Source organism: Synechococcus sp. W55.2, from assembly GCF_047461635.1.
Taxonomy (GTDB): domain Bacteria; phylum Cyanobacteriota; class Cyanobacteriia; order Thermostichales; family Thermostichaceae; genus Thermostichus.
Genome location: NZ_JANSHM010000031.1, coordinates 1 through 23,430 on the forward strand (window position 1 = coordinate 1; position 23,430 = coordinate 23,430).

Here is a 23,430-nt window from a genome sequence, read left to right on the forward strand (position 1 = left end):
ATCTAAAAAAACCAACTTCATCCTCTTTCCTCTATAAATTATTCTCTCTATCCTAACATAAGATCAACACGACCTAGGTCGTTGTTCTCAATCTTCATCTTCTTGGCAATTTCACAGGGACTTACGATGGTAGCCTTGGGATGAAGAGGTGAATGGGATCCTGCTTGCGTTAGCCTATCGAAGACCGGAAGTAGGGCAGCAGAACTTCGGGGATGTCCTAGAGCCATTCACGGTATCTGCGCAGCCGGGGATCCTGAGTTCCCAAGGAGTTTATTCCCATCCACGCTTTAGAGAGTGAGGGGGTGACAACGACAGAGGTTATTCTGCTCCCCCTGCTTGAACTATAGATTTTTGTCTATAGTTTTTATCGGAAAGTTCAATTTTTATCTATCTCGGTTCGCCGCTAAGATGCCTTTTAAGATTTTTTACAGGATCTCAGCAAGTGTTCCAGTTTGGCCAAGATCCCTGGCCGAAGGAGGATTATGAGCTTGAACGGGCTGGTCACAACTGCATGGCTGATTCCCCTCTACGCTTTGGTGGCGTGGGCGGGAGCGCTGATCTGGTCCCCAGGAATCACCCGGCGCACGGGACCACGTCCGGCAGGTTATTTGAATGCCCTGCTGACCTTAGTGGCTTTCCTTCACAGTGTGGGAGCGCTGGTGGCGATTTGGGATCAGCCGGCGCAGGTCATTCGGTTGCCCTGGCTACAGGTGGGGGATCTGATGTTAGAGCTGCCGCTGCAGGTGTCATCGGTAACTCTGGGGGCCTGCGCTGTGGTGACGGGGCTGAACCTGGTGGCCCAGATCTACGGCTTTGGCTACATGGAAATGGACTGGGGCTGGGCGCGGTTTTTCTCCCTGCTGGGCCTGTTTGAGGGGGGGATGTGTGCCTTGGCTTTGTGCGACTCCCTCTTTTTCAGCTACGTGATCCTGGAGATTTTGACCCTGGGCACTTACCTGTTGGTGGGCTTTTGGTTCAACCAATCGCTGGTGGTGACGGGAGCGCGGGATGCTTTTTTAACCAAGCGCATCGGCGACCTGTTGCTCTTGATGGGGGTAATCGCCATCTATCCCCTGACCGGCTCCTGGGAGTTTGAGGATTTGGCGGCCTGGGCAGAGGCGGTGCAGGCAGGATCTGTCACTGTGGATCCCACCCTGCTGGCCCTGGTAGGGCTGGGGTTGCTGGCCGGCCCCGTAGGCAAGTGTGCCCAATTTCCTCTGCACCTGTGGCTGGATGAGGCGATGGAAGGGCCGATCCCCTCGACGATCTTGCGCAATGCGGTGGTGGTGGGCACAGGGGCCTGGGTGTTGATTCGCCTGCAACCCCTCTACGAGCTTTCCCCAACAGTGCTAAGGGTGATGCTAACCATCGGCGGCTTGACAGCGGTGGGGGGATCCCTAGTGGCCTTGGCCCAGATCGATGCCAAGCGGGCCCTGTCTTATCTGGTGAGCGCCTACATGGGCTTGATCTTTGTGGCGGTGGGCACCGGTCATCCCCAGCAAGCCTATGGGTTGCTGCTGACCTATGCGCCCGCGATGGCCCTGTTGGTGATGGCGCTGGGCATGGTGATCTGGAACAGCATTACCCAGGATCTGCGCTATCTAGGAGGCTTGTGGTCGCGGCGCCCTATCTCGGGGCTGTGCTTCTTGACCGGGATGGCTGGAATCATCGCTTTGCCTCCCTTCGGCTCCTTTTGGGTGCTGACGGATCTCTGGCAGCAGTTGGTGCAACCGGGGCAGGGGTTGTGGGCGGCAGTTGTGCTGGTTACCAATGCGGTGACGGCGCTGGGGCTAACGCGGGTATTTGGCCTTGTTTGGGGGGGCAAACCGCAGCAGATGAGCGAGCGCTCGCCAGAGGTGCATTGGCCGATGACGTTGCCCAGCACCGCCATGATGGGGGTAACGCTGCACATGCCCATGATCCTAGCGGCACTAGGTCTGATTCCCGCTCTGGAAGGGATCCCTGTTGGGGTAATGACGGGATCCAGCTTGACAGGCATTGCCTTGGGAGCCTGGCTGTATCTGCGTCCGCAGCGGCAGCCGGTGGACTGGGCCTTCTTGGCCGACTGGCAGGATTTGTTGGCCAACGACTTCTACACCCCCAAGCTCTACCGGGCCAGTGTGGTGTTTGCGGTACGCATCATCTCTGAGGTTACAGCCTTGTTCGACCGCTATGTGGTAGACGGCTTGGTAAATTTGACCAGCTTGGCGGTATTGGCGGGTGGACAGGTTTTGAAATACACCACCTCTGGCCAGGTGCAAGCCTACGTGCTGACGATTGTGGTGGGGGTGGCCCTGCTGGGCTGGCTGATTCTCTAGGCTTGGGCGATAGCGGGACGGAGTCCTTAGATAAAGAGGGAAAAGACCATGCTGAGTGCCTTGATTGTGTTGCCGATCCTGGGATCCCTGCTCCTGTTCTTAGGCTTGGGGGGGCGAAAGCTGGCGGTGGCCTTGGTCGGGATCCTGCTGGGGATCTCGCTGCTGCTGTTTGCCAACTTTGACCTGCAAGCGGAAGGGCTGCAGTGGGTGCAGCGGTGGGATTGGATCCCGGCAATTGGGCTGAGCTACTCCCTGGGCCTGGACGGGTTTTCCCTGCTGATGGTGGCTTTGAATGGGCTGCTCACGCTGATTGCGGTGCTGACAGCTGAGCCAGAGGTGAAGCGGCCCAACCTCTTATACGGCTGCATTTTGTTCATGAGCGGGTCGGTCAACGGGGCTTTTGTTGCCCAGAACCTGCTTTTGTTCTTCTTGTTTTACGAGCTGGTGCTGATCCCGATCTACCTGCTCATCTCCATTTGGGGCAGCCCCAAGCGGGATTATGCTGCCATCAAGTTTTTGATTTATACCGCCGTTTCCGCCATCTTTCTGTTGGGGGCCTTTTTGGCCATCTACTGGCTGGGGGATCCCCATAGCTTTGAGCTGCTGGAGATCCGCATCACCTCTCTCAGCCCTGTTGCCCAGACCTTGACGCTGTTGGCCTTGATCGTGGCTTTCGGCATTAAGATGCCGCTGATCCCCTTCCACACCTGGTTGCCTGATGCATACGGGGAGTCGTCGCCGCCAGTGGCCATCCTCCTGGGAGGGATCCTCTCCAAGTTAGGCACGTACGGTCTGTTTCGCTTTGGGCTGCAGTTGTTTCCCCAAGCTTGGGCCGACCTGGGTGGGATCCTGGCCTGGTGGGGAGCCATTGCCGTGCTGTCGGGGGCTTTGGCGGCCATCGCCCAAAAAGACATCAAGCGCATGGTGGCCTACAGCTCCATCGGCCATATGGGCTACATCCTGCTGGGCATGGCGGCAGCCACCCCCATTAGCCTGACCGGGGCGATGGTGCAGATGGTCTCCCATGGTCTCATCTTGGCGCTGCTGTTTGATCTGGTGGGCTTGGTGGAGCGCAAAGTGGGAACGCGGGATCTGAACGTACTCAACGGCCTGCTCAACCCCTTGCGAGGCTTGCCCACAGTGAGCGCCCTGCTCATCTTGGGGGGGATGGCCAGCGCCGGGATCCCTGGCCTGGTGGGCTTTGTGGCGGAGTTTTTGATCTTCCAGGGCAGCTATCAGGATTTTCCTTTGCCGACTTTGATCAGCATCTGTGGCACCGGTTTGACGGCGGTGTACTTCGTGATTTTGCTAAACCGCACCTGCTTTGGCAAATTGGACAACCGTACCGCCTACTACCCACGCGTGCACGGCTGGGAGCGGATCCCGGGGCTGATTTTGACGGCCTTGATCGTTTGGTTTGGGATCCAGCCCATGAGCCTGGTGAAATGGCCACAACCCTTGGCGTTTACCCTATCCACCCAGGTGGCTCAAGCGCAAACGCTTATCCTGGCCTCGGCTGGCGATCTTGCCGATTCTCCCTAGGGAGCTGGGCTGCCTTCTCTGGAGCAGATCAAGGCAATCGGGAAACTTCCAGGAATTGAGATCCCAGGGAATGACCTCAAGGAGCCAGAACTTTTGAAGAGTTGGAGACTTCTTCTATGACGACAACCCTCACAGCCCGCAAGCTGCCCCCTTCTACCCATCCTTTTGCGGATATAGTCCACCGCCTGGAGGCAGGGGGATCCATGCTGCCAGATACGCCGGAAAACCTGATGCAAATTATCGGCCTCTACAAAGCCTATGCCGTGCCAATGGATTTCTACTGGCGGGATCTGCTCTACATTGCCGAGCAGGTGTTTGTGGATCCCTTGCCTTTTTTCAAGTTCATCATTCCTGAAGAGTATCTGAAGCTGGCCAACCACTACGCGGGGGATAACGCGGATTTGCGGATTTGGCGAGGCCAGGCTACGGCCCATCCCGAGCTGCTGGAGTTTATGGAAAAGGGGGAGCTGAAGCGCAAGCTGCCCAGGATTTTGCATCACCTCTGGCATGACCGCATCAACATGGAATTTGCCGAAGAATGTATGCGGGCCATGCTCTGGCACCGGGATATGGGGGGCTTGCTGGATCCCTACATGGATTCCGAAGAATACAAGCAAAATGCCGACCGCGCCATCCGCGCCTATTGCCAGGGCAACCCCTTGTTGATGGGGCTATACAAGATCTTCCCCGATATGTTTTTGGAGCTGTGCCGCCAGGCCACCATGTACTCGGTGTTGGGCCTGTTTTGGGAGGTGATGGCTCCGGTCTTTTTTGAGATGAGCGATCTCTACGATGAAGGCAAAATTACCAGCGTGCCGGAGGCGATGAACTTTCTGGTCAACGGGATCTTCGCCATTGCCGGACGACCCATCTACCACCGCGTGCGTATTCGGGGAGAATGGTACGATATTGTGCCCAAATCCAAAGGATTCACCTGGCTATATGAGGCTGCCTTCCCCTATGTAGAGGCCGTGTTTTATCGCACCTCTCCTTTCCGCGGCACTAAGTCCTACAACGCCCAGGCCAACGAAGTTCCCACCAACCAGTTGGACTTCCACTACGGGATCCTCTACGCCGATAAGTTTCCGGTGGGCACCGCCGGGATCCCGCCCACGCTCTTGCACCAGGATATGTACCACTTTTTGCCCCAGTATTTGGTGGAGTATTATCGCAAGCATTGCCGCGGCGAAGAGGACATGCTGATTCAATTGGGGGTTAGCTTCCAGCGCTCCATGTACAACGTCACCTCAGCCGTGATTCAGGCGGGAAGGGCCGCTTTCTTGTATCCCCTTGATGATCCAAATCCACGGCACTTGATGATGAATCGCCGTTATTTTGAGGGCCAACTCAATCGCTTCACTCGACCGGAATATGGGATCCGGGAAGCAGCCCGCCTCGCCTACATTCAGGATCAGAATTATCGCTAGCCCGTGGCAACTTTAATGATCCCAAAGCCTTTCGAGCAGCAATCCAGTTAGCAACAACTTCACAGCAAAAGGATCCCGGCCATGCCCGATATTGTCGATATTGCCGTCTCTGCTGAGGGCTTTTCCACCTTGGTAACTGCCGTTAAAGCGGCAAACCTGGTAGACACTCTCAAAAGCCCTGGCCCCTTTACCGTTTTTGCCCCCACCGATGGGGCTTTTGCCAAGCTGCCTCCTGGCACCATCACCACCCTGGTGCAAAATATCCCCCAACTGACTCGCATCCTGTGTTACCACGTGGTGCCCGGCCGCTTGAAAAAGGCAGATTTGGCCAAGTACCAAAGTGTGGGCTCGGTAGAGGGATCCCCCATCGACTTGTTGATCGAAGGGGACGTTTTCGAGGTCAATAACGCCACCGTTATCCAAGCCGACATCGAAGCCGATAACGGCATCATCCACGTCATTGACACCGTCATCCTGATGCGGCCCCACTGGTTCTGGCCGATCATGAACTCTGCTTTGGCCGCCTCGGCCAGAGGATAAACGGATCCATCCTGAACGGAGGTTGGGGAAAGTGCCTTGGTGAACACTCTCCCCGGCTATGCCTTCCAATGGGTACGGTCAGAGATTTCTGCTCCGCGTGCAGTCTACACCATCCCCCGCCCCCCACAGGGTGGGGATTTTTGTCTCTCGGTAGCAGTGATGTCGCCGTCTTTTAAACCCAGAGATGAATCCGAAGCTTGGCCTGATACGTACCTTATTTAGCCTCTCTGACCGAGGAGCTTTTTTCCATGTTGTTGATCGGTTTTGCCCTTCGGCCTCGTTCAATTTTCGAGGCTTTTTGCGGCTTTTGCCTGGTTGCTGTCTTGTTTCTCAGCGGTTAAGGAAGCTTTACAAATCTCACAACCCCACTTCTACCCATTGCTAACTTTGGCCCTGGACATATTCACATTGCTCAGCCGCATCCAGGACAATCTTTCGCCCAGGCCACAGGGCCGGTGGTCTTTGTCTTGAACATGTTGCCGAATCCAGGCAATCAGTCGGGGAATTTCCGACTGGAAGCCAACCTCACCCCTGAGCAAGTCTCCAGCTTTTTGGCCGGAGCTTACTACATCAACATTCACACGCAGGCCAACCCGCCGGGCGAGTTGCGAGCCCAGGTGGTTTTCCCTCGCTAAATCCTTGGGTAGATCTATTGCCCCTCCTGGGATCCCCCGCGGGAGGGGCTTTAGAATATTGGGACTGTTGTCGTCCTGTTGTCAGGGGGAAATAGCGGTGCTTTTGAACAAGACTGGCCGTAGCCTGCTCCTTGCCAGTGTGTTTGCCCTCAGCACCACTTGGGCTGGCGGGGAGGGGCCGAGGGCAGAGGCAGCTTCTCATAACCACAATGGGGATCCCTCTGTTCACATGGCTCATTTGATGAGCCTGGGCCCTGCAGATGAATCCTTCGATTTGCGCTTCCTCGATGCCATGATCTTGCACCATGAAGGGGCTGTGCTCATGGCCGAGGAGGCCCTGCAAAAATCCCGGCGGCAGGAGATTCGTCAGTTGGCAGAGGCCATCTTGAGGACCCAAAGCCAAGAAATCGAGCAAATGCGGGCTTGGCGGCTGAGCTGGTACCCAGAAGCTCCCCAGGATCCCGTGATGTGGCATGAGGAAATGGGGCATCTGATGGCCATGACCCCAGAAATAATCTCCTCCATGCGCATGGACACAGACCTGGGAGCCGCCGACCCGGAGTTTGACCGGCGGTTTCTGCAGGCCATGATCCAACACCATGAGGGGGCCTTAAGCATGGCCAAAGAGGCCTTGGAGAAATCCCAGCGCCCCCAGGTTCGCCAACTGTCAGAGGCAATTTTGGCCACCCAGCAGGCGGAGATTGAGCAGATGCGTGCTTGGCAAAAGCAGTGGTACCCGCAGTAGCGCAGGAACGGTTACAGGGATCCCTACCCCATCGATAGATTTGTCAGATTTGTCTAGGTGCGCTGCCCTGCTGGCGCAACCGCCGTCCCAAGTGCCCGGGAAAGCTCCTAGGCAGGTTGCTGTCCGCCCACAATGGCCCGACAGCGAATGTAGGGGCCGCCCGCATCCACCTTGGCCGGTTGACCCTTGCCACAATGGCCGGATCCCAAGTCCCACAGGAAGTCCCGCGAGACGGCATCCACCGATTGCAGCACCTCAAAAGCATTGCCGGTGATGGTGACACCGCGCAGCAACTCCGCCAGCTTGCCATCGCGAATGCGGTAGGCCCGCTCTACCCCAAACATAAACTCGCCCGTGGAGTCCGCCTGCCCGTTCCTGGCCCCATCCAGGAAGTAGCCATCGGGAGTGCTGGCGATGATTTCCTCTAGCGTTTGGGATCCGGGTTCAATGAAGGTGTTGCGCATGCGGATCAAAGGCTCATCGGCGTATTCCCAGGCGCGGGCATTGCCGGTGGGCTCCACGCCAAAGTGGGCAGCAGTTTCGCGGTTGTGGAGATAGCTGACCAGAATGCCGTTTTGGATGATGGTGGTGCTTTGGGTAGGAACGCCCTCGTCGTCCACAGGAAGGGTTCCCCCTGCCCCCGGCATAAACTCTGAATGGCCGGAGTCTTTGAGGGTAACCCAGTCGCTGGCCACCCGCTGCCCCAGCTTGCCGGCAGCCACAGAACCCGCCAGAACAAAATCCGCCTCGACCGTGTGGCCAATGGCCTCGTGCACCAACAGCCCCACGATGGAAGGCGACAGAATAACCGTGGCCCATCCCCCTTCTGCGTAGCCTGCGGACAATAAATCAACCGCGGTAGCAGCCGCCTTTTCCGCCATCTGCAAGGGATGCGAGCGGAACAGGCAATCCCATCCCCCTGTTACCCCAATGGCCTCGGAGCCACTGCTGAGCTGGCCGGCAGCTTCGGCCACCGCCTGAACTCGCAGCTCGGGGCGCACCAGACGAAAGGCCACATCCGCCCCATCGGTGGTGACAATGGCTTTTTCCTCGTAGATCTCGTTGTAGGTGCAACTGGCGGAGCTAATTTGGCGAGAGGCCTGCCGGGCCTGCGCCTCGGTTTCCAAAGCCAACTGGATCTTCGCCTCCAGCGGTTTGTTCAACACCTCCTCCACACCGGGCTCGCAGAACTCCCCTTGGGCCAGCCGCACACTGGGCAGGGATCCCAGCTTTTGTTTGCGGTAGTCGGCGCTGGCTTGGGCGGCACGGCGAGCTTCAGCGATGGCCTCCCGAATGGCAGCCGGCGAGGGATCCCCGGTGGCAGCAAAGCCCCAAGTGCCGGCCTCCAACACCCGCACCCCCACTCCGGAACGGCGACGAACCGCGGTGCGCTCAAGGCGGCCCTTCTCGGCAGTGACGCTGCGGAACACCTTGCTGTGGTAGCGCAGTTCCACAAAGCCAGAGCAGTCCCGAAGGATGTCGCGCAGAAGGTCTCGCATAGCAACAGGGAGATGGGTGTAGTCCTCAGTCCAGCATAGCCCGATCCTGGAAAGTCGATGAGCTGCCACGCCGAGTGAAAGCCCCGATCCCGTTCGTGTCAGCAGTGCGGAACATTTTGGCCAGGCCCGCCGTTAGAGGACAAAGTTAACCAGCTTTTTCGGCACCACCACCACTTTTTTGGGTGTTGCCCCCTCCAGGTATTTCTGCGCTGCTTCTGACCGAAGGGCCAACTGTTCCTGCTCCTCCGGCGTTACCTCGGCAGGGGCCTCAAACGAGCCGCGCAATTTGCCGTTCACCTGAATCACAATGGTCACCGTGTCGGCCACCAGCGCTGCCGGGTCATAGCTGGGCCAAGACTGCCGATGCACCGAGTCTGCGCCCCCCAGCGCCTGCCACAGCTCCTCCGCAATATGGGGGGCAAAAGGCGCCATCAGCAACACCAGCGTGCGGATCCCCTCTGCATAGACCGGCGAATCCGGGATCCCGGCCTCCCCCAGAGCATTGCTCAGCTTCATCAGCTCGGCAATGGCGGTGTTGAATTGATAATCGTTTTCCAGATCTTCGCTGACTTCCTTGATGGCGGTGTGGATGGCCCGGCGCAGATCTTTTTCCGCCTTGGTCAGGGATCCCACCTCGACCTTGGCCGGCAACAGCTCTGGGGCCCCGCTCTGCAAGGACTCCGTCCCGCTACTGCGAACGACAAACTCGTACACCTGCCGCCAGACGCGGTTGAGAAAGCGAAATTGCCCCTCCACATCGGCATCGTCCCACTCCAGATCCTTCTCCGGCGGGGCCTTGAACAAGATAAACATGCGGGCCGTATCCGCCCCGTAGTGGGCCAGCACCTCCTCAGGATCCACGCCGTTGCCCTTGGACTTGGACATGGTGGCATAGATCACTTCCAGGGGTTCGCCGGTCTCCGGATCTGTGGGGTTGTCGGGATCCTGCACCAGAGCTGCCGGGATCCAGCGATCCTTGCCGGACTTGTTGGGGTTGTAGTAGGTGCGCCCTTGCACCATCCCCTGGGTGAGCAGACGCGAGAACGGCTCGTCAAAATCCAGCAGCCCCCGATCCCGCAACACCTTGGTAAAAAAGCGGGAGTAGAGCAGGTGCAGGATGGCGTGCTCGATGCCGCCCACGTACTGATCCACCGGCAGCCAGGCGTTCACCTGGTCTTTGCGGAAGATCTCTCGGTCGTTGCGGGCATCGCTGAAGCGCAGGAAGTACCACGACGAGCAGATGAAGGTGTCCATGGTATCGGTTTCCCGGCGAGCCTCCGCGCCACAGGTGGGGCACTTCACCTTCACCCAGTCCTCCAACTGGGCCAACGGGGATCCCCCTCGCCCCGTCAGCTCCACATCCTCCGGCAAGAGCACCGGCAGATCCTTCTCCGGCACCGGCACAATGCCACAGTGGGGACAATGGATCACCGGGATGGGACAACCCCAGTAGCGCTGCCGCGAGATCAGCCAATCCCGCAGGCGGTAGTTGATCTGCTTTTCCCCCAGCCCCTGGGCTTCCAGCCAGGCGATGGCTCTTTCCACGCTTTGCCCTGGGCCTTTGCCCACCGGGATCCCGTCTAGGGGGCCAGAGTTGATCATCACCCCTTCCCCCGTCCAGGCAGCCTGCAGTTCTGAGGACTCCGTCCCGCTGGCGCGATCCGCTGAGGTCGGAGAACCCTCCGGCGGCTGCACCACCCGCTTGATGGGCAGGCCGAACTTGCGGGCAAACTCGAAATCCCGCTGGTCGTGGGCAGGCACAGCCATGATGGCCCCCGTCCCGTAGCCCATTAACACATAGTCGGCAATCCAGATGGGGATCCGCTCTTGGTTGACGGGGTTGATGGCGTAGGATCCCGTCCAAACCCCTGTCTTTTCCCGGTCTTCGGCGCTGCGCTCGATCTCGCTGCGGGCAGCGGCCTGGGCTTGATAGGCTCTGACGGCCTGCAGTTGCTCGGCAGTGGTGAGCTTGTCCACCAAGGGGTGCTCTGGCGCCAGCACCATGAAGGTGGCCCCCCAGAGGGTATCGGGCCGGGTGGTGAACACTGCCAGCTCGTCCCCTGCCTCGGTTTTGAAAATCACCTTGGCCCCTACCGATTGGCCAATCCAGTTCTCCTGCATGGTGCGCACCCGCTCCGGCCAGCCGGAGAGCTTTTCCAGATCCGCCAGCAGTTGGTCGGCATAGGCGGTGATTTTGAAAAACCACTGCTTGAGCATGCGCTTTTCCACCAGGGCGCCGGATCTCCAGGAACGCCCCTCCGCATCCACCTGCTCGTTGGCCAACACCGTCTGATCCACCGGATCCCAGTTCACCGCCGCCTCTTTCTGGTAGGCCAAGCCCGCCTGCAAAAATTGCAGGAAGATCCACTGCGTCCACTTGTAGTAGTCCGGCGAACAACTGGTAATCTCCCGCTCCCAGTCGTAGGACAGGCCCAACCGCTGCAACTGATCCCGCATCTGGGCAATGTTTTGGTAGGTCCACTTGGCCGGCGGGATCCCCCGGTCGATGGCGGCATTCTCCGCCGGCAGGCCAAAGGCATCCCAGCCCATCGGGTGCAGCACTGCGTACCCCTGCATTCGCTTGTAGCGGGCAATTACATCGGTGATGGTGTAATTGCGCACATGCCCCATGTGCAGGTTGCCGCTGGGGTAGGGGAACATAGACAGGGCATAAAATTTGCGGCTCCCGTCCTTCAGCTCTGGGGTGCGATCCAGCCCGATTTCACGCCAGTGGGCCTGCCACTTGCTCTCAATGGCCTGGGGATTGTAGCGCGCGTCCACGGTTCGATGCTCCTGGGAAAAAAGCGCATACGCTGGGAGATAGAAGCATTTTGACATACTCCCCACGCCAGTGCTCTCAAGCAAGGAACGGGATCCCTATTGGCGCTGACAAACCGACAAGCAGGGATCACAAGCAGGGATCAGTAGGTTTCTTCGTGCCACCTGTCTGCTTTCTTCAGCTCCTTCTGGAACTTGCTCCAATCCTGACCGGCTTGTTCGGCCAAAGGCCCCATGACGTTGTTGATCCCGTCCTCCATCCCCTTGAGGCCGCAGATGTAGGTGTAGGTGTTGGGCTGTTGCAGCATCTCCCACAGCTCGGCGCCGTACTCGGCCATGCGGTTTTGCACGTACATTTTCTTGCCATCGGGGGTCTGTTGCTCGCGGCTGATGGCGTAATCGACGCGGAAGCGATCCCCGTACTGGGCTTTCCAAGCCTCCAGATCCCCGTGGTAGAGCAAGGTGGAAGTGGTGGGCACCCCAAAGAACAGCCAGATCTTGCCCTGATAGTTGGGATCCTCCTCAAACAGGTGCTTGATGAAAGCGCGAAAAGGAGCAATGCCAGTGCCGGTGGCGATCAAAATCAGGTTGGCGTTCTCATCTTCAGGCAGTAGGAAGGTTTTCCCCGATGGCCCCGTAATCATCACCTCATCGCCCGCCTTCAAATCGGTGAGGAAGCCGGAGCAGACCCCCACCCCCGGCTGGCCTGTCTCTCTATCGACATATTCAGCCCGCTTCACGCTCAAAGAGACGGTGCGCCCCTCGCCATCATCGCCAAAGCGGGTGGAAGCAATCGAGTAGAGGCGGGGCTTGTGGGGCTTGCCCTTGGCATCTTCGCCAGGAGGGATAATGCCAACGCTTTGCCCTTCTAGGTAGCGGTAGTTGGGATCCGGCAAGCTGAGCACAATGTGCTTAGTCAGTCCGGGTGCTCCTTCACCGACAATGGAGTAGGTCTCCACGCAGTGGCCGATCAACGGTGCGTTGGGACGATACAGATTGACGACAACCTCTCGCTTTTCTGCGCTGGCAACCATACCTGCGATCTGCTCCTGGCACTGGGAGGAAATGAGTTTACATATAGCAAAATAGCAAACACCACAGCAGCCCGGCTGCTCAAACGGAACTTGTCAGAGGAGAAGCAGACGACCTTCGCCAGCCCCCCAGGCCGTCCTGAGAGCGGCAACCCCGGAAAAATAATCCCGGCCAAGCTCATCGGCCAAAAATATGGATTTTTTGTTAAATTGTTGCTTGTGGTGCCCACGGCTCTGGCCTGCCAGCGGCTTGTGATGTAACGGCTTTATTTGGTATCATGCAAGACCGTAACAGTTGGTAACTTTCTAGAGCCTTTTTCTCAGTTTTGCCCTGCCCGTCCCCAAGGAGTTCCCATGGCAAGCAGTCCTGATCGTGTTGTGATGATTGGTGTCGCCGGAGATTCTGGCTGTGGCAAGTCCACCTTTTTACGCCGGCTGGGGGATCTATTTGGCCGGGATCTGATTACCACCATCTGTCTGGATGACTATCACTCCTTGGATCGCTACCAGCGCAAAGAGAAGGGCATCACGGCGCTGGATCCCCGCGCCAACAACTTCGACCTGATGTACGAGCAGGCCAAGGCGCTTAAGAACGGCCAAAGTGTGATGAAGCCCATCTACAACCACGAGACGGGGCTGATTGACCCACCGGAGCTGGTGGAGCCCAACCGCATCATCGTCCTGGAGGGGCTGCATCCCATGTATGACGAGCGGGTGCGCCAGCTGCTGGACTTCAAGGTGTACTTGGATCTGGCCCCAGAGATCAAGATTGCTTGGAAAGTGAAGCGGGACATGGCGGAGCGGGGCCACACCTACGAAGATGTGTTGCGCTCAATCGAGGCTCGCCGCCCGGACTTTGAAGCCTATGTCGATGTGCAGAAGCAGTACGCCGATGCCGTCATTGAGGTTTTGCCTACCCAGTTGTTGCCGGAGCTGGATCCAGAGCACAAAGTACTGCGGGTGCGGCTGATCCAGCGGGAAGGGGTGAAGTACTTCGACCATGTTTATCTCTTTGACGAAGGCTCCACCATTGATTGGATCCCCTGCGGCAAAAAGCTGACCTGTTCCTACCCGGGGATCCGCCTCCACTATGGCCCTTCCACCTACTTCGAGCACCCGGTTTCGATTCTGGAGATCGACGGCACCTTCGACAAGCTGGAAGAGGTCATCTACATCGAGAACCACCTGAGCAACTTGTCCACCCGCTACTATGGCGAGCTGACGGAACTGTTGCGCAAGCACCCGGAATACCCGGGATCCCGCAATGGCTCTGGTCTGATTCAGATCATCGTGGGCCTGAAGCTGCGCGCCCTCTACGAGCAAATTCGGGCAGAAGCCAAAGAGCTGGCGGTGGCTTCCTAGTGTTTGCCCCGCTTAGGGGATCCCTTCGGTAAAGTGTTGGTGCAGGTCGGCTGACCCAGCATAGGTCGGCAGTGGGGCTTCGGTGTATGCAGGGATTCCAGTTGGAGATCTTTCCAGAGGGATCCGTCCTGATCCAACGGGCCATCGAGATTTGGCAAGGTCGGTCAGCCGCTGCCATTCGCGAGCGGGGACGCTTTACGGTGGTCTTGGCCGGGGGAAGCACCCCCAAGAAGCTGTATGCTGCCCTGGCCCAAACCCCAGGGATCCCTTGGCAACAAACCTGGCTGTTCTGGGGAGACGAGCGTTATGTTCCCCCGGATCACCCTGAAAGCAACTACCGCATGGTACGAGAAACCCTGCTGCAGCAGATCGGGATCCCGGCGGCTCAAGTTTTCCCTATGCCCACCCAAGCGGGGGATCCCCTTCGCGATGCTGCCGAATACGAGGCGACCCTGCGGCAGATTTTCGGTACAGAGTGCCCTTCTCTCGACCTGGTATGGCTGGGAGTGGGGGAAGACGGCCACACAGCTTCTCTATTTCCCGACACCGCCGCTCTGCAGGTGCAGCACCGCTGGGTGACGGTGGGGCAAAAAGGGCAGGAGCCGCGTCTAACCTTGACCTATCCCGTCCTCAATCAGGCAGCCCAGGTGGTGTTCCTGGTAACCGGAGCGAACAAAGCCCCCATCGTGAAAGAGGCGCTGACCACCGAGGCCCACCTACCCTGCCAGCGCGTAAACCCCAGAGGACGGCTGCTGTGGTTGCTGGATGCGGCGGCAGCGGCTCAACTGCCCCTGCCCTGTGTCCCGCTGCTCAGCTAAACAACAGGCGGGCTAATTGCCGATGGGATAGGATCCCCAGGCCCACCGCCCCCAAAATCATCCCAGCCCATTCCAGTGGCCACAGGTTTGATAGCCCCAGCGGCCAACGCACCAGGTTTCATGGGTCGAGAACCGGCGAGGCAGGGATCCCTCAGGGGTTGCCGGGCAAATTCTTCAGTACTGGAATCACCAGCTCTTGGACGGGCAGCGCTACGGGCTGGGCGGAGTCACTGCTCAGGGAGCTGGATGGCGCAGAAGGAGAAGAGCTGGGGATCTCGCCCATGGGCCGCAGTTGCCAGCGGATGATCTGCTCGCCGCGGTAAAAGGTGACCAACAACTGATCCCCTTGCGATTGAATTTGCCAGGTGCCATCACCGCTGGTTACCGAAATATGGCCGCCGGAAAACGGTGCATCCAAGGCCGGCCCCGATTGGCTCCAGATGCGTCCGCCACCCGTTTCCAAAACCAATTGCACCGTAGCCCCTTGCCCCTGGCCGCTCAAAATTTGGCCGGTTCCGCTCCAAACTCGGGTTTCCGTCTGAGCGACGGCAGGTTGCCCAAGCTGCAGAACCACGAGCAACAGCCCTGCCCAGCTCCAGTGACTTCGCAGCCCCCCTCTCCAATTGGGGAGGAAGGAAGAAGAGCGAGAGAAACAAGCCATTGCACTCACGTTGATACTACGCGCCGCGATAGGTCTAAAACAGACGAAGAAGAAAGCGACAAGGTGTCGCAGGAAGCAATCCTTTACACAGTTTTTTTCACAGCTCGCTGAAAGCCTTTGGGATCCCTCTGCGCTCTCTTGGCTCTGGGTTGAGCCTGCTGCTGGAATCCGCCCTCGGCTTGATCCCAATCTAGCAATCTCCATCCCCCCAGCCAGGATGTAACCTGAGACTCTGGCTGCGGGGATCCCCAGCAACCGTTTCGCCAATGCGCAGAGCCAAGGCCCAGGGTATCTCCGACGCGATCCCGATCCTCACGACTTGAGAGAAAGGAAACGCTCCAGAGCTGCCACCATCGCCGGTGGCCAACGGCGGACGGTTTTCACCCATTCCAGGTCGGCGTAGCGGGGATCCAGCCCTTGCACAGCCACCCAGTGACTTTCAGCCTCTCCCTGGCGACCCTGCGCCCAAAGAATGGCGCTGAGAGCAGCCCGCATATCTGGAAACTTCGGGTACTTGCGCACCAGAGCCCGCATCAAGCGCAGGGCAGCTTCTGTTTCGCCCACCTGGTAGAGGCTCAGAGCATAGTTGGCCTGAGCAAAGGCGTAGTCGGGAGCCAATTCTGTGGCGCGGCGGTAGTCAGCCAAGGCCTGTTGCCATTGGCCCAGCCCTGCTTCCGCATTGCCACGGTTGTTGTAGGCCGCCGCATCGTTGGGATCCAACTGCAACACTCGTTCGTAGTCTGCAATCGCCTCCTGCCACCGCCCCAACCCCTCCAAAGCAGCCCCTCGGTTGAGATAGGGATCCGGTGCCTCAGGGGCCAAACGAATGGCCTCAGCATAATCCTCCAGAGCTGCCTGCAGTTGGTGCAAGCTGACACGGGCGTTGCCCCGGTTGCTCCACAGGGCTGGATTATCAGGCTGGATCTGCAACAGTTGAGTCCACAGGGTTTCCGCCTGGGCAAAATCTCCCCTCTGAGTTGCAGCAAAGGCTTCCTCAAACAGTCGATCGATCTCGTGATCTACCCTGTTGCTCGCTGCCGTTGCCACCACACCCGATCCAGGCCAGATAGGGATCCCCAACCAAAGCAGCAGCCCCAGCAACAGAGCCGAGAGGACATTGGAGACAGACTTCATGGCCGCCAAAACCACCTCAGATGGGGTGTTTCCACCTTAAGCCATCGCCACAGAAGGGGGTCTGATGGTTAGCGCGCCCTGGAGGACTCGAACCCCCGACATCCGGTTTTGGAGACCGACGTTCTACCAACTGAACTAAGGACGCATTGGCCAAAGGTTACACCCGCTTACCCAGTGTAGCAGGTACACCTAATTTTCAGAGGAGCTGTTCCTCAACTATCTGGGCTCTCTGCCTTAGCCTTGATGCGAGTGGCTTTGCCCACCCGATCCCGCAAATAGAACAGCTTGGCCCGACGCACTTTACCCCGCCGCAGCACCTGAATCGACTCGATGCGCGGGGAGTGAACGAGGAAAACCCGCTCCACACCGATCCCTTGGAAAACCTTGCGCACCGTGATGGTGCGGTTAATGCCGGAGTGGCGCATGGCAATGACCGTGCCCTCAAAGGCTTGTACCCGCTCCTTGCCCCCCTCTTGAATGCGAACTCCCACCCGTACCTGATCCCCAACCCGAATCTCCGGCAGATCCGGCTTCATCTGGGCAGCTTCAATGGAGCGGATGATCTCCTCAGCGTTGATGCGAACGTTCATGGCCTTCCCGCGCTACCGGCAGTTAACCATGGTAACAATCGTCGCTGTTTTTTGTACAGAGCTGGCCGACATAGAGCTCAAGAGGTGGGAGACTGTGTTTACGCTTCCCCCATTTTTCCAATAGGCTAGACAAAGATAAAGCTTTTGTTACAAACGGGAGACTTTTGTGATCCTGCACACCGATGAGCCCAAGACGGGATCCCTGTCTACTCCCAAGCCTGCAGATCAGCCTCTGCCGCAAAGCAAACCCCGCCCCAAGAGATTTCCCTTCGGTTGGATGCTCCTGGGCTTGCTGTTGGCCGGCCTAGGGGGCAGCGGTCTCCTGATCCAGCGTCAGCTGCAGCAGCAGAGGGCAGAACGGCTGGAAAGATTGACGGTACCGGTTCAAGTGGTGGATCTGACCCAACGCCTGCGGGTGAGCGGCCAGGTGCAGCCGCTCCGCCAGGTGAATGTCAGCCCTCGCGAGTCGGGTCGCCTGGCGGAACTGTTGGTGGATCAGGGAGATGAAGTGGTGGCAGGGCAGTTATTGGCCCGGATGGACTACGGCGATCTCGCCAGTGGCATTCGCCAAGCCCAAGCCCGCATTCAAGAGCTGCAAGCCCGTCTAGCGGAGCAACAGGCCGGAGAGCGCCCCCAGGTGATCGCGGCGGCCCAGGCCAGGGTGGATGCTGCCCGGTCGCAGGTGGACTTGGCTCAGAGGGAGTTAGAGCGCATCCAGGCCCTGGTGCAGGCGGGGGTAGTAGCCCGCAGCGAGCTGGATCAACGCTCGGCCCGCCTGGAACAAGCGCAAGCGGATTTGCGAGCTGCTCAACAGGAGTTGGAGCGATTGCAACTGGGGAGCCGCCCGGAAACCCTACAGCAAATTCAAGCCCAAATTGCCCAGGCACAAGCCGAGCTGGCCCAACGGCAATCCCGGTTGGCTGACACCGAAGTCCGCGCCCCCTTTTCCGGTGTGGTGGTGCAGCGCTTTGCCGAGGTGGGATCCTTTGTAGCTCCCACAACAGCAGCTTCCGATGCCACCGCAGCTTCTTCCAGTTCCATTTTGGCGCTGGCTCAGGGAATTGAGGTGCGGGCAGAAGTGCCAGAAGCCCAGATTGCCCAGGTGCGGGTGGGTCAGCCGGTGGAGATCCGCTCCCTGGCCTACCCCGACCGCCTGGTGCAGGGGCGGGTGAAGCGGATTGCACCCGCTACGGTGGTGGTGCGAGAGGTAACCGTCTTTCGGGTCTTCGTTGAACCGGAACCTGGGGCCGACTTTTTGCGCACCGGCATGACTGTTTCGGTGGATTTCATTGGGGATCCCCAGCCTCAGGCTCTGACGGTGCCCTCAGTGGCTATCCTCCGGGAGGAAAGCCAGGAAGGCGTGCTCCTGCTGGATCCCCAAAGCCGGCAACCTGTCTATCGCCGCGTGGAAACGGGCATCACTCAGGGTGGAGTTACCCAAATCCTCTCTGGTCTGCAGGCAGGGGATCGGGTCTTTACTGCCCTGCCTCCTGGGGTGAACCTAGAGACTTTGATTAAAAGAGCGGAGCAACAGCCATGAGCCTGGCAACGGCGGCCAAAATGGCCTGGCAAATGGTGCGACGACATCGCCTGCGCACCGGGCTGAGCATGCTCGGGATCCTCATCGGCAATGCGGCGGTGGTGGCCATTGCCGGATTTGGCTATGCTGCCCAAGAGATGGCAGTGGATCAATTTCGCTCTCTGGGCACCAACTTGCTGATCGTCTTTTCGGCCAACTTGGGCCTGGTCGATGCCGGCAACATCCGCCCCCTCACCTTGGAGGATGTACGGGCTATTGCGGCGGAAGTGCCTGCCGTGTCAGCAGCTGTCCCCAGCCTGGGCACCAATGTGCGCGCTGTGCGAGGTGGAGTGGATCGCCGCTACGAGGCCACCGGCACTTGGCCGGAGTATTTGTCGGTGTTGAACTTAGAGATCGAGGCAGGCCGCTTCCTCTTGCCCTCGGATATCGAGGAACAGCGCCCGGTGGTGGTGCTGGGCAGCGATGCCGCCAGCCAGTTGTTCGGCCTGGATCCCGCCGCTGCTATTGGGGAGACCGTCCTGCTGAACAACTTGCCCTTCGAGGTGATCGGCACTTTGCGCTCGAAGCCGACGGTGTTTGGCAACAGCGATGCCGGAGTGTTTCTGCCGGTGGACGTGGTGGCCAATCGGTTGGTCGGGCGGCGTTCCCCCTACGGCACAGAGCTGACGGCGATTTTCGTCTCGGCCCGCTCTGAAGCCGATCTGCCTGCTGCCGAGTTCCAAATCCGCAACCTGCTGCGCCAGCGGCACCAATTGGTGGGAGAAGATGACTTCATCATCCGCAACCAAAAGGTGCTCCTGGATGGGTCGGCCAGGATTTTGAGCCTGTTGCGGGTGCTGCTGACGGGCACGGCGGCCCTCTCCCTGCTGGTGGGAGGGGTGGGGATCATGAATGTGATGCTTATCTCAGTTGCGGAACGCACCCATGAGATCGGGCTGCGCAAGGCGATCGGGGCCGATAGCCGCCAGATTTTGCAGCAGTTTGCCGCCGAAGCGATTTTCATTGCCGTGACCGGGGGGGTGCTCGGGATCCTCCTCAGCAGCGGCCTGCTGGTGGTGGTGCAGGTGTTCACCCCCTTGGCCACCCAAGTCGATGGGGTGGCAGTGGGAGTGGCGTTCTCCCTGTCCACTGGGATTGGGCTAGTCTTTGGCATTTTCCCGGCCCGCAAAGCGGCGCAACTGGATCCCATTGAGGCCCTGCGGGCCTAGAGATCGTATCCAAACAGGCGGGGATCCGCCGGCTGCCAATTGAGATCCGCCAAGCCGTACTCCGCCCAGCGGCGATCCACCAGGCGGGCTACTTCTGGATCCGGAGTGAGGGGATCCCGCCAGGGAGCATCGGTTTCTGGGGGAATTTTGGTGGTGGCATCAATGCCCATCTTGCCCCCCAGACCCCGTCTTTCGGTGGCAAAATCCAGGGCGTCGAAGGGATTGTCCGGCAGAATAAACACATCCCGCTGCGGATCCACCCGCGAGCACAGGCACCAGAGCACCTGCCGTGGATCCCGCACATTGATATCCTTGTCCACCACGATCACAAACTTGGTGTAGCTAAATTGGGGCAGGGCGCTCCAAAAAGCCAAAGCCGCCCGCCGCGCCTGGCCAGGGTAGGCCTTGTCGATGGAGAGGATGGCTGCTTTGTAGCCCAGCGCCTCCATCGGCAAAAAGAAATCTACAATCTCCGGCACCTGCTGCCTGAGGATGGGGGTGTAGATGCGGTTCAGGGCCAGCGCCATCATGTCGTTTTCTTTGGGGGGCTTGCCGCTGAAGGTGGTGAGGTAGATGGGATCCCGGCGGTGGGTCAAGCAGTGGAAGCGAATCAGAGGGGCCTGCTCGTTGCGGGGGCCATAGTAGCCGATGTGATCCCCGGCAGGCCCGTCGGGGGCCACTTCCCCAGGGGTGATGGTGCCCTCCAAAACGATCTCAGCATGAGCCGGCACCTGCAGATCCACCGTTTTGCACTGGGCCAGGTGCAACCCTTCTCCGGCGTAGAGACCGGCAAACAGCCACTCCGACAGATCCACCGGCAGGGGTGTGGCCGCCGCCAAAATCACCACCGGATCCACCCCCACCGCCACCGCCACCTCCAACTTTTGGCCCAGGGCCGCCGCTTTGCGCAGATGCCGAGTCGCCCCCCGCACCGACAGCCATTGCACCGTCATGGTGTTGCGGCTTTGCAACTGCAGGCGGTACACCCCCACGTTGGGGATCCCGTTTTCCGGGTCTTTGGTTACCATCAGGCCCAAGGTCAGCACCCGTCCGGCATCGCCGGGGTAGACCCGCAACAGGGGCAATTGGGTGAGATCCACTTCCTCTCCCCGCCGCACCACCTGCTGACAGGGAGGGATCAGATCCCGGCTGGGTCTCGCTTTGAAGACGCTAAGCAGCGCCTGTCCCAACTCCACCGCCTGGGCAAAGCTCCGCGGTGGCCGCGGCTGGTAAAGCAGGGCCAGCTTTTTCCCCAGTTCCTCCAGATCCTGAGGCTGCTCCATTCCCAAAGCCCAGCAAATGCGCTCCACCGTGCCCAGGGTGTTGATGAGCAGCGGCATTGAGGATCCCTTCACCCGCTCAAACAGCAGCGCCGGCCCCCCGCAGGCCAAGAGGCGATCGGCAATCTCGGCAATTTCCAGATCCGGATCCACTTCTGCCGAAATGCGGCGGAGCTGACCACGGGATTCCAGCAGAGCAATAAAACGGCGTAGATCTCTGGGCATGAAAGGGAACCTAAGGGCTTACTTGTCGCGATTGAGGGCTAACCCGCTCATGAAGGGCTTCTGCAGCGCAATAAACACCAGCAGCGGCGGGATACTGGCGATGATCGCTCCCAGCATCATGGGGCCATAGGAGGCCGAGCTATCCAGATTGAGCAGGGATTGCAGCCCCACCTGCACCACTTGTCGCTCTCGGCCTTGCACGATCAAGCGGGGCCACAGGTACATATTCCAAGCGTAAACGAAGTGAATCACCGCCTGCGCCCCGATGGCGTTCCAGCTCAAGGGGATCAGCACCTGGGTGAGAAATTGCAGCGGGTTGGCCCCGTCCAGTTGGGCCGCCTCCGCCAGCTCGCGGGGAATGTTGGAAAAATGCTGGCGGAACAAAAACGTGGCCGTGGCGCTGGCCAGAAAGGGCACGATTAAAGCGTAGTAGGTGGATCCCCAGCCCAAGTTGGTGACCAACCGCAGCAGGGCAATGATCAAGATTTCTGTGGGCATCATCAGCGTGACCAGCACAAAGCCAAAGGCCAGCCCTTTGCCGGGAAAGCGGAAGTACACAAAGGCCAGCCCGGCTAGCAGCGACAAAACCGTCTTGCCCACGGTGATCGCCACCGCCACGATGGTGCTGTTGACCATGTAGTGGCCCAAGTGCCGCGCCACCATCACCTGATGCCAGTTGAAGGCAAAAGAGGAGCCAAAGGTCAATTGATAGCGGAACACCTCGGCATTGTTCTGGGTGCTCACGAGCAGGGCGTACAACACCGGAAATCCCAGAACCAAGCAGGCCAGCACCAGGCCCAAATGCACATACCAACGCTCCGGGATCCAGCGCCGCCAACGCCAGGGAGAAGGCTCCACCCAAGTTGAATTGGGCTGGGCCACTTGAGAGCGGGGATCCTGCAACAATTGAGCCATAGCACCTCCAGACGGCGAACACCGATGAGCAGATGGGCTTTTGAGTCGATCTTTGGCTTCTCTTGAGAGGATAATCCGCCAGAGTTAAGGGCAACCTAAGGAAGGCCGGTCGCCTTAGCGGTGCGGAGCACTTCTGGCCTGAACTTTCGAGTGCTTTTACCGGCGATGGGGAAACGGGTAGAGTAGAACAGCAGTATCTGGATAACCCAAGAGAGGATCCCATGACTCGAGGCTTTGGCCCCTTCGGCAAAATCCAAGAAGCGCTCAAGAAAGCCCAAGAGGTGCGCGATGGCGCTCAAAGGCTGCAAAAAGAGCTAGAGGAGATGGAGATCGTCGGCGAAGCCGGCAATGGGCTGGTGAAAGTGACGGTAAACGGCAACCAAGAACCCCTTAAGGTCTCTCTGGATCCCCAGATTCTCCAGGAGTCGGTGGATGTGGTAGAGGACTTGCTCCTGACGGCGATGGTGAACGCCTACACCCAATCTGCCGAGACGATGCGCAAACGCATGGAAGAGCTGACCGGAAACATCAGTCTGCCGGGGTTGGGACTGGGTTGAGCCCCGCCTCCTTAACTCTCTATGTACACTCGCCCCTTGGCTCGCCTCATCGAAGAGCTGCAACGGCTGCCCGGCATTGGCTCCAAAACCGCTCAGCGCCTAGCTCTCCACTTGATCAACCGGCCTGCCGGCGAGATCGAAGCCCTGGCCAAAGCCCTGCTGGAAGCCAAGCAAACCGTTCGGCACTGTTCCATCTGCTTCAACTGGTCGGCGGAGGATCCCTGTGAGATCTGCCGTTCGCCGCAGCGGGATCCCTCGCTGTGGTGCGTGGTGGCCGATGTCAAAGATTTGATTGCGATGGAACGCACCCGCGAGTTCAAGGGGCTTTACCACGTTTTGGGTGGCCTCATCTCCCCCATGAACGGGATCGGGGCCGACCAACTGCACATCCGCGAGCTGGTGGCTCGGGTGGCACGGGAAAAACCGCAGGAGCTGATCTTTGCCATCAGCCCCAGCGTAGAGGGGGAAGTAACCATGCACGTGGTCAAGGATTACCTGAAGCCGGTTGCCCCCACCTTGCGCATGACCCGCCTGGCCTTCGGCCTGCCCATGGGATCCGAGCTGGAATATGCCGACGAGGTTACCCTGGCCCGTGCCTTGGAAGCGCGGCAGGAGTTGTGAGCCG

20 protein-coding genes and 1 tRNA gene are annotated in these 23,430 nt (G+C 59.2%); 12 read left to right on the forward strand and 9 right to left on the reverse strand.

Annotation, left to right across the window (positions count from 1 at the left end; genetic code table 11):
* Positions 1–482: 482 nt before the first annotated feature.
* From NW828_RS07785 to NW828_RS07810, 6 genes are all read left to right on the forward strand, one after another.
* Entirely contained in the window at positions 483–2,318 is a 1,836-nt protein-coding gene (locus NW828_RS07785) for an NAD(P)H-quinone oxidoreductase subunit F (protein WP_414383005.1), read from the forward strand.
* A 48-nt stretch (positions 2,319–2,366) separates the two neighbouring features.
* Positions 2,367–3,860, forward strand: a complete 1,494-nt coding sequence (locus NW828_RS07790; RefSeq protein WP_414383007.1) for an NADH-quinone oxidoreductase subunit M — start codon at positions 2,367–2,369, stop codon at positions 3,858–3,860.
* Between the two features lie 116 nt (positions 3,861–3,976).
* A complete protein-coding gene (locus NW828_RS07795; RefSeq protein ID WP_414383009.1) occupies positions 3,977–5,287 on the forward strand; it encodes a CO2 hydration protein in 1,311 nt (436 codons plus the stop codon).
* A gap of 81 nt (positions 5,288–5,368) precedes the next feature.
* On the forward strand, positions 5,369–5,827 hold the full coding sequence (locus NW828_RS07800; RefSeq protein WP_011434417.1) for a fasciclin domain-containing protein: 459 nt from the start codon (positions 5,369–5,371) through the stop codon (positions 5,825–5,827).
* A 377-nt stretch (positions 5,828–6,204) separates the two neighbouring features.
* Entirely contained in the window at positions 6,205–6,462 is a 258-nt protein-coding gene (locus NW828_RS07805; protein WP_414383040.1) for a CHRD domain-containing protein, read from the forward strand.
* A 97-nt stretch (positions 6,463–6,559) separates the two neighbouring features.
* Positions 6,560–7,207 (forward strand): DUF305 domain-containing protein, encoded by a 648-nt coding sequence (locus NW828_RS07810; protein ID WP_414383011.1) that lies wholly within the window; start codon positions 6,560–6,562, stop codon positions 7,205–7,207.
* 107 nt (positions 7,208–7,314) lie between these two features.
* Here the strand turns inward: NW828_RS07810 and NW828_RS07815 are convergent, their stop codons facing one another.
* The 3 genes from NW828_RS07815 to NW828_RS07825 all read right to left on the reverse strand — a co-directional run bounded on the left by NW828_RS07815 (position 7,315) and on the right by NW828_RS07825 (position 12,518).
* Complete coding sequence (locus NW828_RS07815; protein WP_414383013.1) at positions 7,315–8,706, reverse strand: TldD/PmbA family protein; 1,392 nt, start codon at positions 8,704–8,706, stop codon at positions 7,315–7,317.
* A 132-nt stretch (positions 8,707–8,838) separates the two neighbouring features.
* Positions 8,839–11,544 carry a leucine--tRNA ligase gene (gene leuS / locus NW828_RS07820; RefSeq protein ID WP_414383015.1) on the reverse strand — a complete coding sequence of 902 codons (2,706 nt, stop codon included), beginning with the start codon at positions 11,542–11,544 and terminating at the stop codon, positions 8,839–8,841.
* A gap of 83 nt (positions 11,545–11,627) precedes the next feature.
* On the reverse strand, positions 11,628–12,518 hold the full coding sequence (locus NW828_RS07825) for a ferredoxin--NADP(+) reductase (RefSeq protein ID WP_011434421.1): 891 nt from the start codon (positions 12,516–12,518) through the stop codon (positions 11,628–11,630).
* A 351-nt stretch (positions 12,519–12,869) separates the two neighbouring features.
* On the opposite strand from NW828_RS07825, the gene NW828_RS07830 reads away from it, so the two are divergent.
* Both NW828_RS07830 and pgl read left to right on the forward strand, forming a co-directional pair.
* Positions 12,870–13,877 carry a phosphoribulokinase gene (locus NW828_RS07830; protein WP_414351832.1) on the forward strand — a complete coding sequence of 336 codons (1,008 nt, stop codon included), beginning with the start codon at positions 12,870–12,872 and terminating at the stop codon, positions 13,875–13,877.
* Between the two features lie 86 nt (positions 13,878–13,963).
* On the forward strand, positions 13,964–14,695 hold the full coding sequence (gene pgl / locus NW828_RS07835) for a 6-phosphogluconolactonase (RefSeq protein ID WP_414383017.1): 732 nt from the start codon (positions 13,964–13,966) through the stop codon (positions 14,693–14,695).
* 151 nt (positions 14,696–14,846) lie between these two features.
* On the opposite strand, the gene NW828_RS07840 is transcribed toward pgl, so the two are convergent.
* The 4 genes from NW828_RS07840 to rplS all read right to left on the reverse strand — a co-directional run bounded on the left by NW828_RS07840 (position 14,847) and on the right by rplS (position 17,068).
* On the reverse strand, positions 14,847–15,269 hold the full coding sequence (locus tag NW828_RS07840; protein ID WP_414383019.1) for a hypothetical protein: 423 nt from the start codon (positions 15,267–15,269) through the stop codon (positions 14,847–14,849).
* 399 nt (positions 15,270–15,668) lie between these two features.
* A complete protein-coding gene (locus tag NW828_RS07845) occupies positions 15,669–16,490 on the reverse strand; it encodes a tetratricopeptide repeat protein (protein WP_414383021.1) in 822 nt (273 codons plus the stop codon).
* Between the two features lie 72 nt (positions 16,491–16,562).
* A tRNA-Trp gene (locus NW828_RS07850) sits at positions 16,563–16,635 on the reverse strand.
* Between the two features lie 67 nt (positions 16,636–16,702).
* Positions 16,703–17,068 (reverse strand): 50S ribosomal protein L19, encoded by a 366-nt coding sequence (gene rplS / locus NW828_RS07855; protein WP_414383042.1) that lies wholly within the window; start codon positions 17,066–17,068, stop codon positions 16,703–16,705.
* A gap of 178 nt (positions 17,069–17,246) precedes the next feature.
* Between rplS and NW828_RS07860 the strand changes: the two genes are divergently transcribed.
* Positions 17,247–18,620, forward strand: coding sequence for an efflux RND transporter periplasmic adaptor subunit (locus NW828_RS07860; RefSeq protein ID WP_414383023.1), 1,374 nt, complete (start codon positions 17,247–17,249; stop codon positions 18,618–18,620).
* Positions 18,617–19,828, forward strand: coding sequence for an ABC transporter permease (locus tag NW828_RS07865; RefSeq protein WP_414383025.1), 1,212 nt, complete (start codon positions 18,617–18,619; stop codon positions 19,826–19,828). Before NW828_RS07860 ends, NW828_RS07865 begins: the two co-directional genes overlap by 4 nt.
* On the opposite strand, the gene NW828_RS07870 is transcribed toward NW828_RS07865, so the two are convergent.
* Together NW828_RS07870 and NW828_RS07875 are read right to left on the reverse strand one after the other, a co-directional pair.
* Positions 19,825–21,333, reverse strand: a complete 1,509-nt coding sequence (locus NW828_RS07870) for a UbiD family decarboxylase (RefSeq protein ID WP_414383027.1) — start codon at positions 21,331–21,333, stop codon at positions 19,825–19,827. The genes NW828_RS07865 and NW828_RS07870 overlap by 4 nt on opposite strands.
* An 18-nt stretch (positions 21,334–21,351) precedes the next feature.
* On the reverse strand, positions 21,352–22,248 hold the full coding sequence (locus NW828_RS07875; protein WP_414383028.1) for a carbohydrate ABC transporter permease: 897 nt from the start codon (positions 22,246–22,248) through the stop codon (positions 21,352–21,354).
* A gap of 221 nt (positions 22,249–22,469) precedes the next feature.
* Here NW828_RS07875 and NW828_RS07880 point away from each other — a divergent pair, with 221 nt between their 5' ends.
* Complete coding sequence (locus NW828_RS07880; protein WP_414344527.1) at positions 22,470–22,805, forward strand: YbaB/EbfC family nucleoid-associated protein; 336 nt, start codon at positions 22,470–22,472, stop codon at positions 22,803–22,805.
* 21 nt (positions 22,806–22,826) lie between these two features.
* The gene (gene recR, locus NW828_RS07885; RefSeq protein ID WP_414383030.1) at positions 22,827–23,426 is read left to right on the forward strand and encodes a recombination mediator RecR; all 600 of its coding nucleotides are present in this window, start codon (positions 22,827–22,829) and stop codon (positions 23,424–23,426) included.
* The last annotated feature ends 4 nt before the right edge of the window (positions 23,427–23,430 follow it).

Coding starts and splice junctions, on each gene's coding strand:
- NW828_RS07830 (WP_414351832.1), top strand. CDS start 12,870: ATGGCAAGCAGTCCTGATCGTGTTGTGATGATTGGTGTCGCCGGAGAT.
- NW828_RS07875 (WP_414383028.1), bottom strand. CDS start 22,248: ATGGCTCAATTGTTGCAGGATCCCCGCTCTCAAGTGGCCCAGCCCAAT.
- recR (WP_414383030.1), top strand. CDS start 22,827: ATGTACACTCGCCCCTTGGCTCGCCTCATCGAAGAGCTGCAACGGCTG.
- NW828_RS07865 (WP_414383025.1), top strand. CDS start 18,617: ATGAGCCTGGCAACGGCGGCCAAAATGGCCTGGCAAATGGTGCGACGA.
- NW828_RS07870 (WP_414383027.1), bottom strand. CDS start 21,333: ATGCCCAGAGATCTACGCCGTTTTATTGCTCTGCTGGAATCCCGTGGT.
- NW828_RS07800 (WP_011434417.1), top strand. CDS start 5,369: ATGCCCGATATTGTCGATATTGCCGTCTCTGCTGAGGGCTTTTCCACC.
- NW828_RS07795 (WP_414383009.1), top strand. CDS start 3,977: ATGACGACAACCCTCACAGCCCGCAAGCTGCCCCCTTCTACCCATCCT.
- leuS (WP_414383015.1), bottom strand. CDS start 11,544: ATGTCAAAATGCTTCTATCTCCCAGCGTATGCGCTTTTTTCCCAGGAG.
- NW828_RS07825 (WP_011434421.1), bottom strand. CDS start 12,518: ATGGTTGCCAGCGCAGAAAAGCGAGAGGTTGTCGTCAATCTGTATCGT.
- NW828_RS07785 (WP_414383005.1), top strand. CDS start 483: ATGAGCTTGAACGGGCTGGTCACAACTGCATGGCTGATTCCCCTCTAC.
- NW828_RS07880 (WP_414344527.1), top strand. CDS start 22,470: ATGACTCGAGGCTTTGGCCCCTTCGGCAAAATCCAAGAAGCGCTCAAG.
- NW828_RS07845 (WP_414383021.1), bottom strand. CDS start 16,490: ATGAAGTCTGTCTCCAATGTCCTCTCGGCTCTGTTGCTGGGGCTGCTG.
- pgl (WP_414383017.1), top strand. CDS start 13,964: ATGCAGGGATTCCAGTTGGAGATCTTTCCAGAGGGATCCGTCCTGATC.
- NW828_RS07790 (WP_414383007.1), top strand. CDS start 2,367: ATGCTGAGTGCCTTGATTGTGTTGCCGATCCTGGGATCCCTGCTCCTG.
- NW828_RS07815 (WP_414383013.1), bottom strand. CDS start 8,706: ATGCGAGACCTTCTGCGCGACATCCTTCGGGACTGCTCTGGCTTTGTG.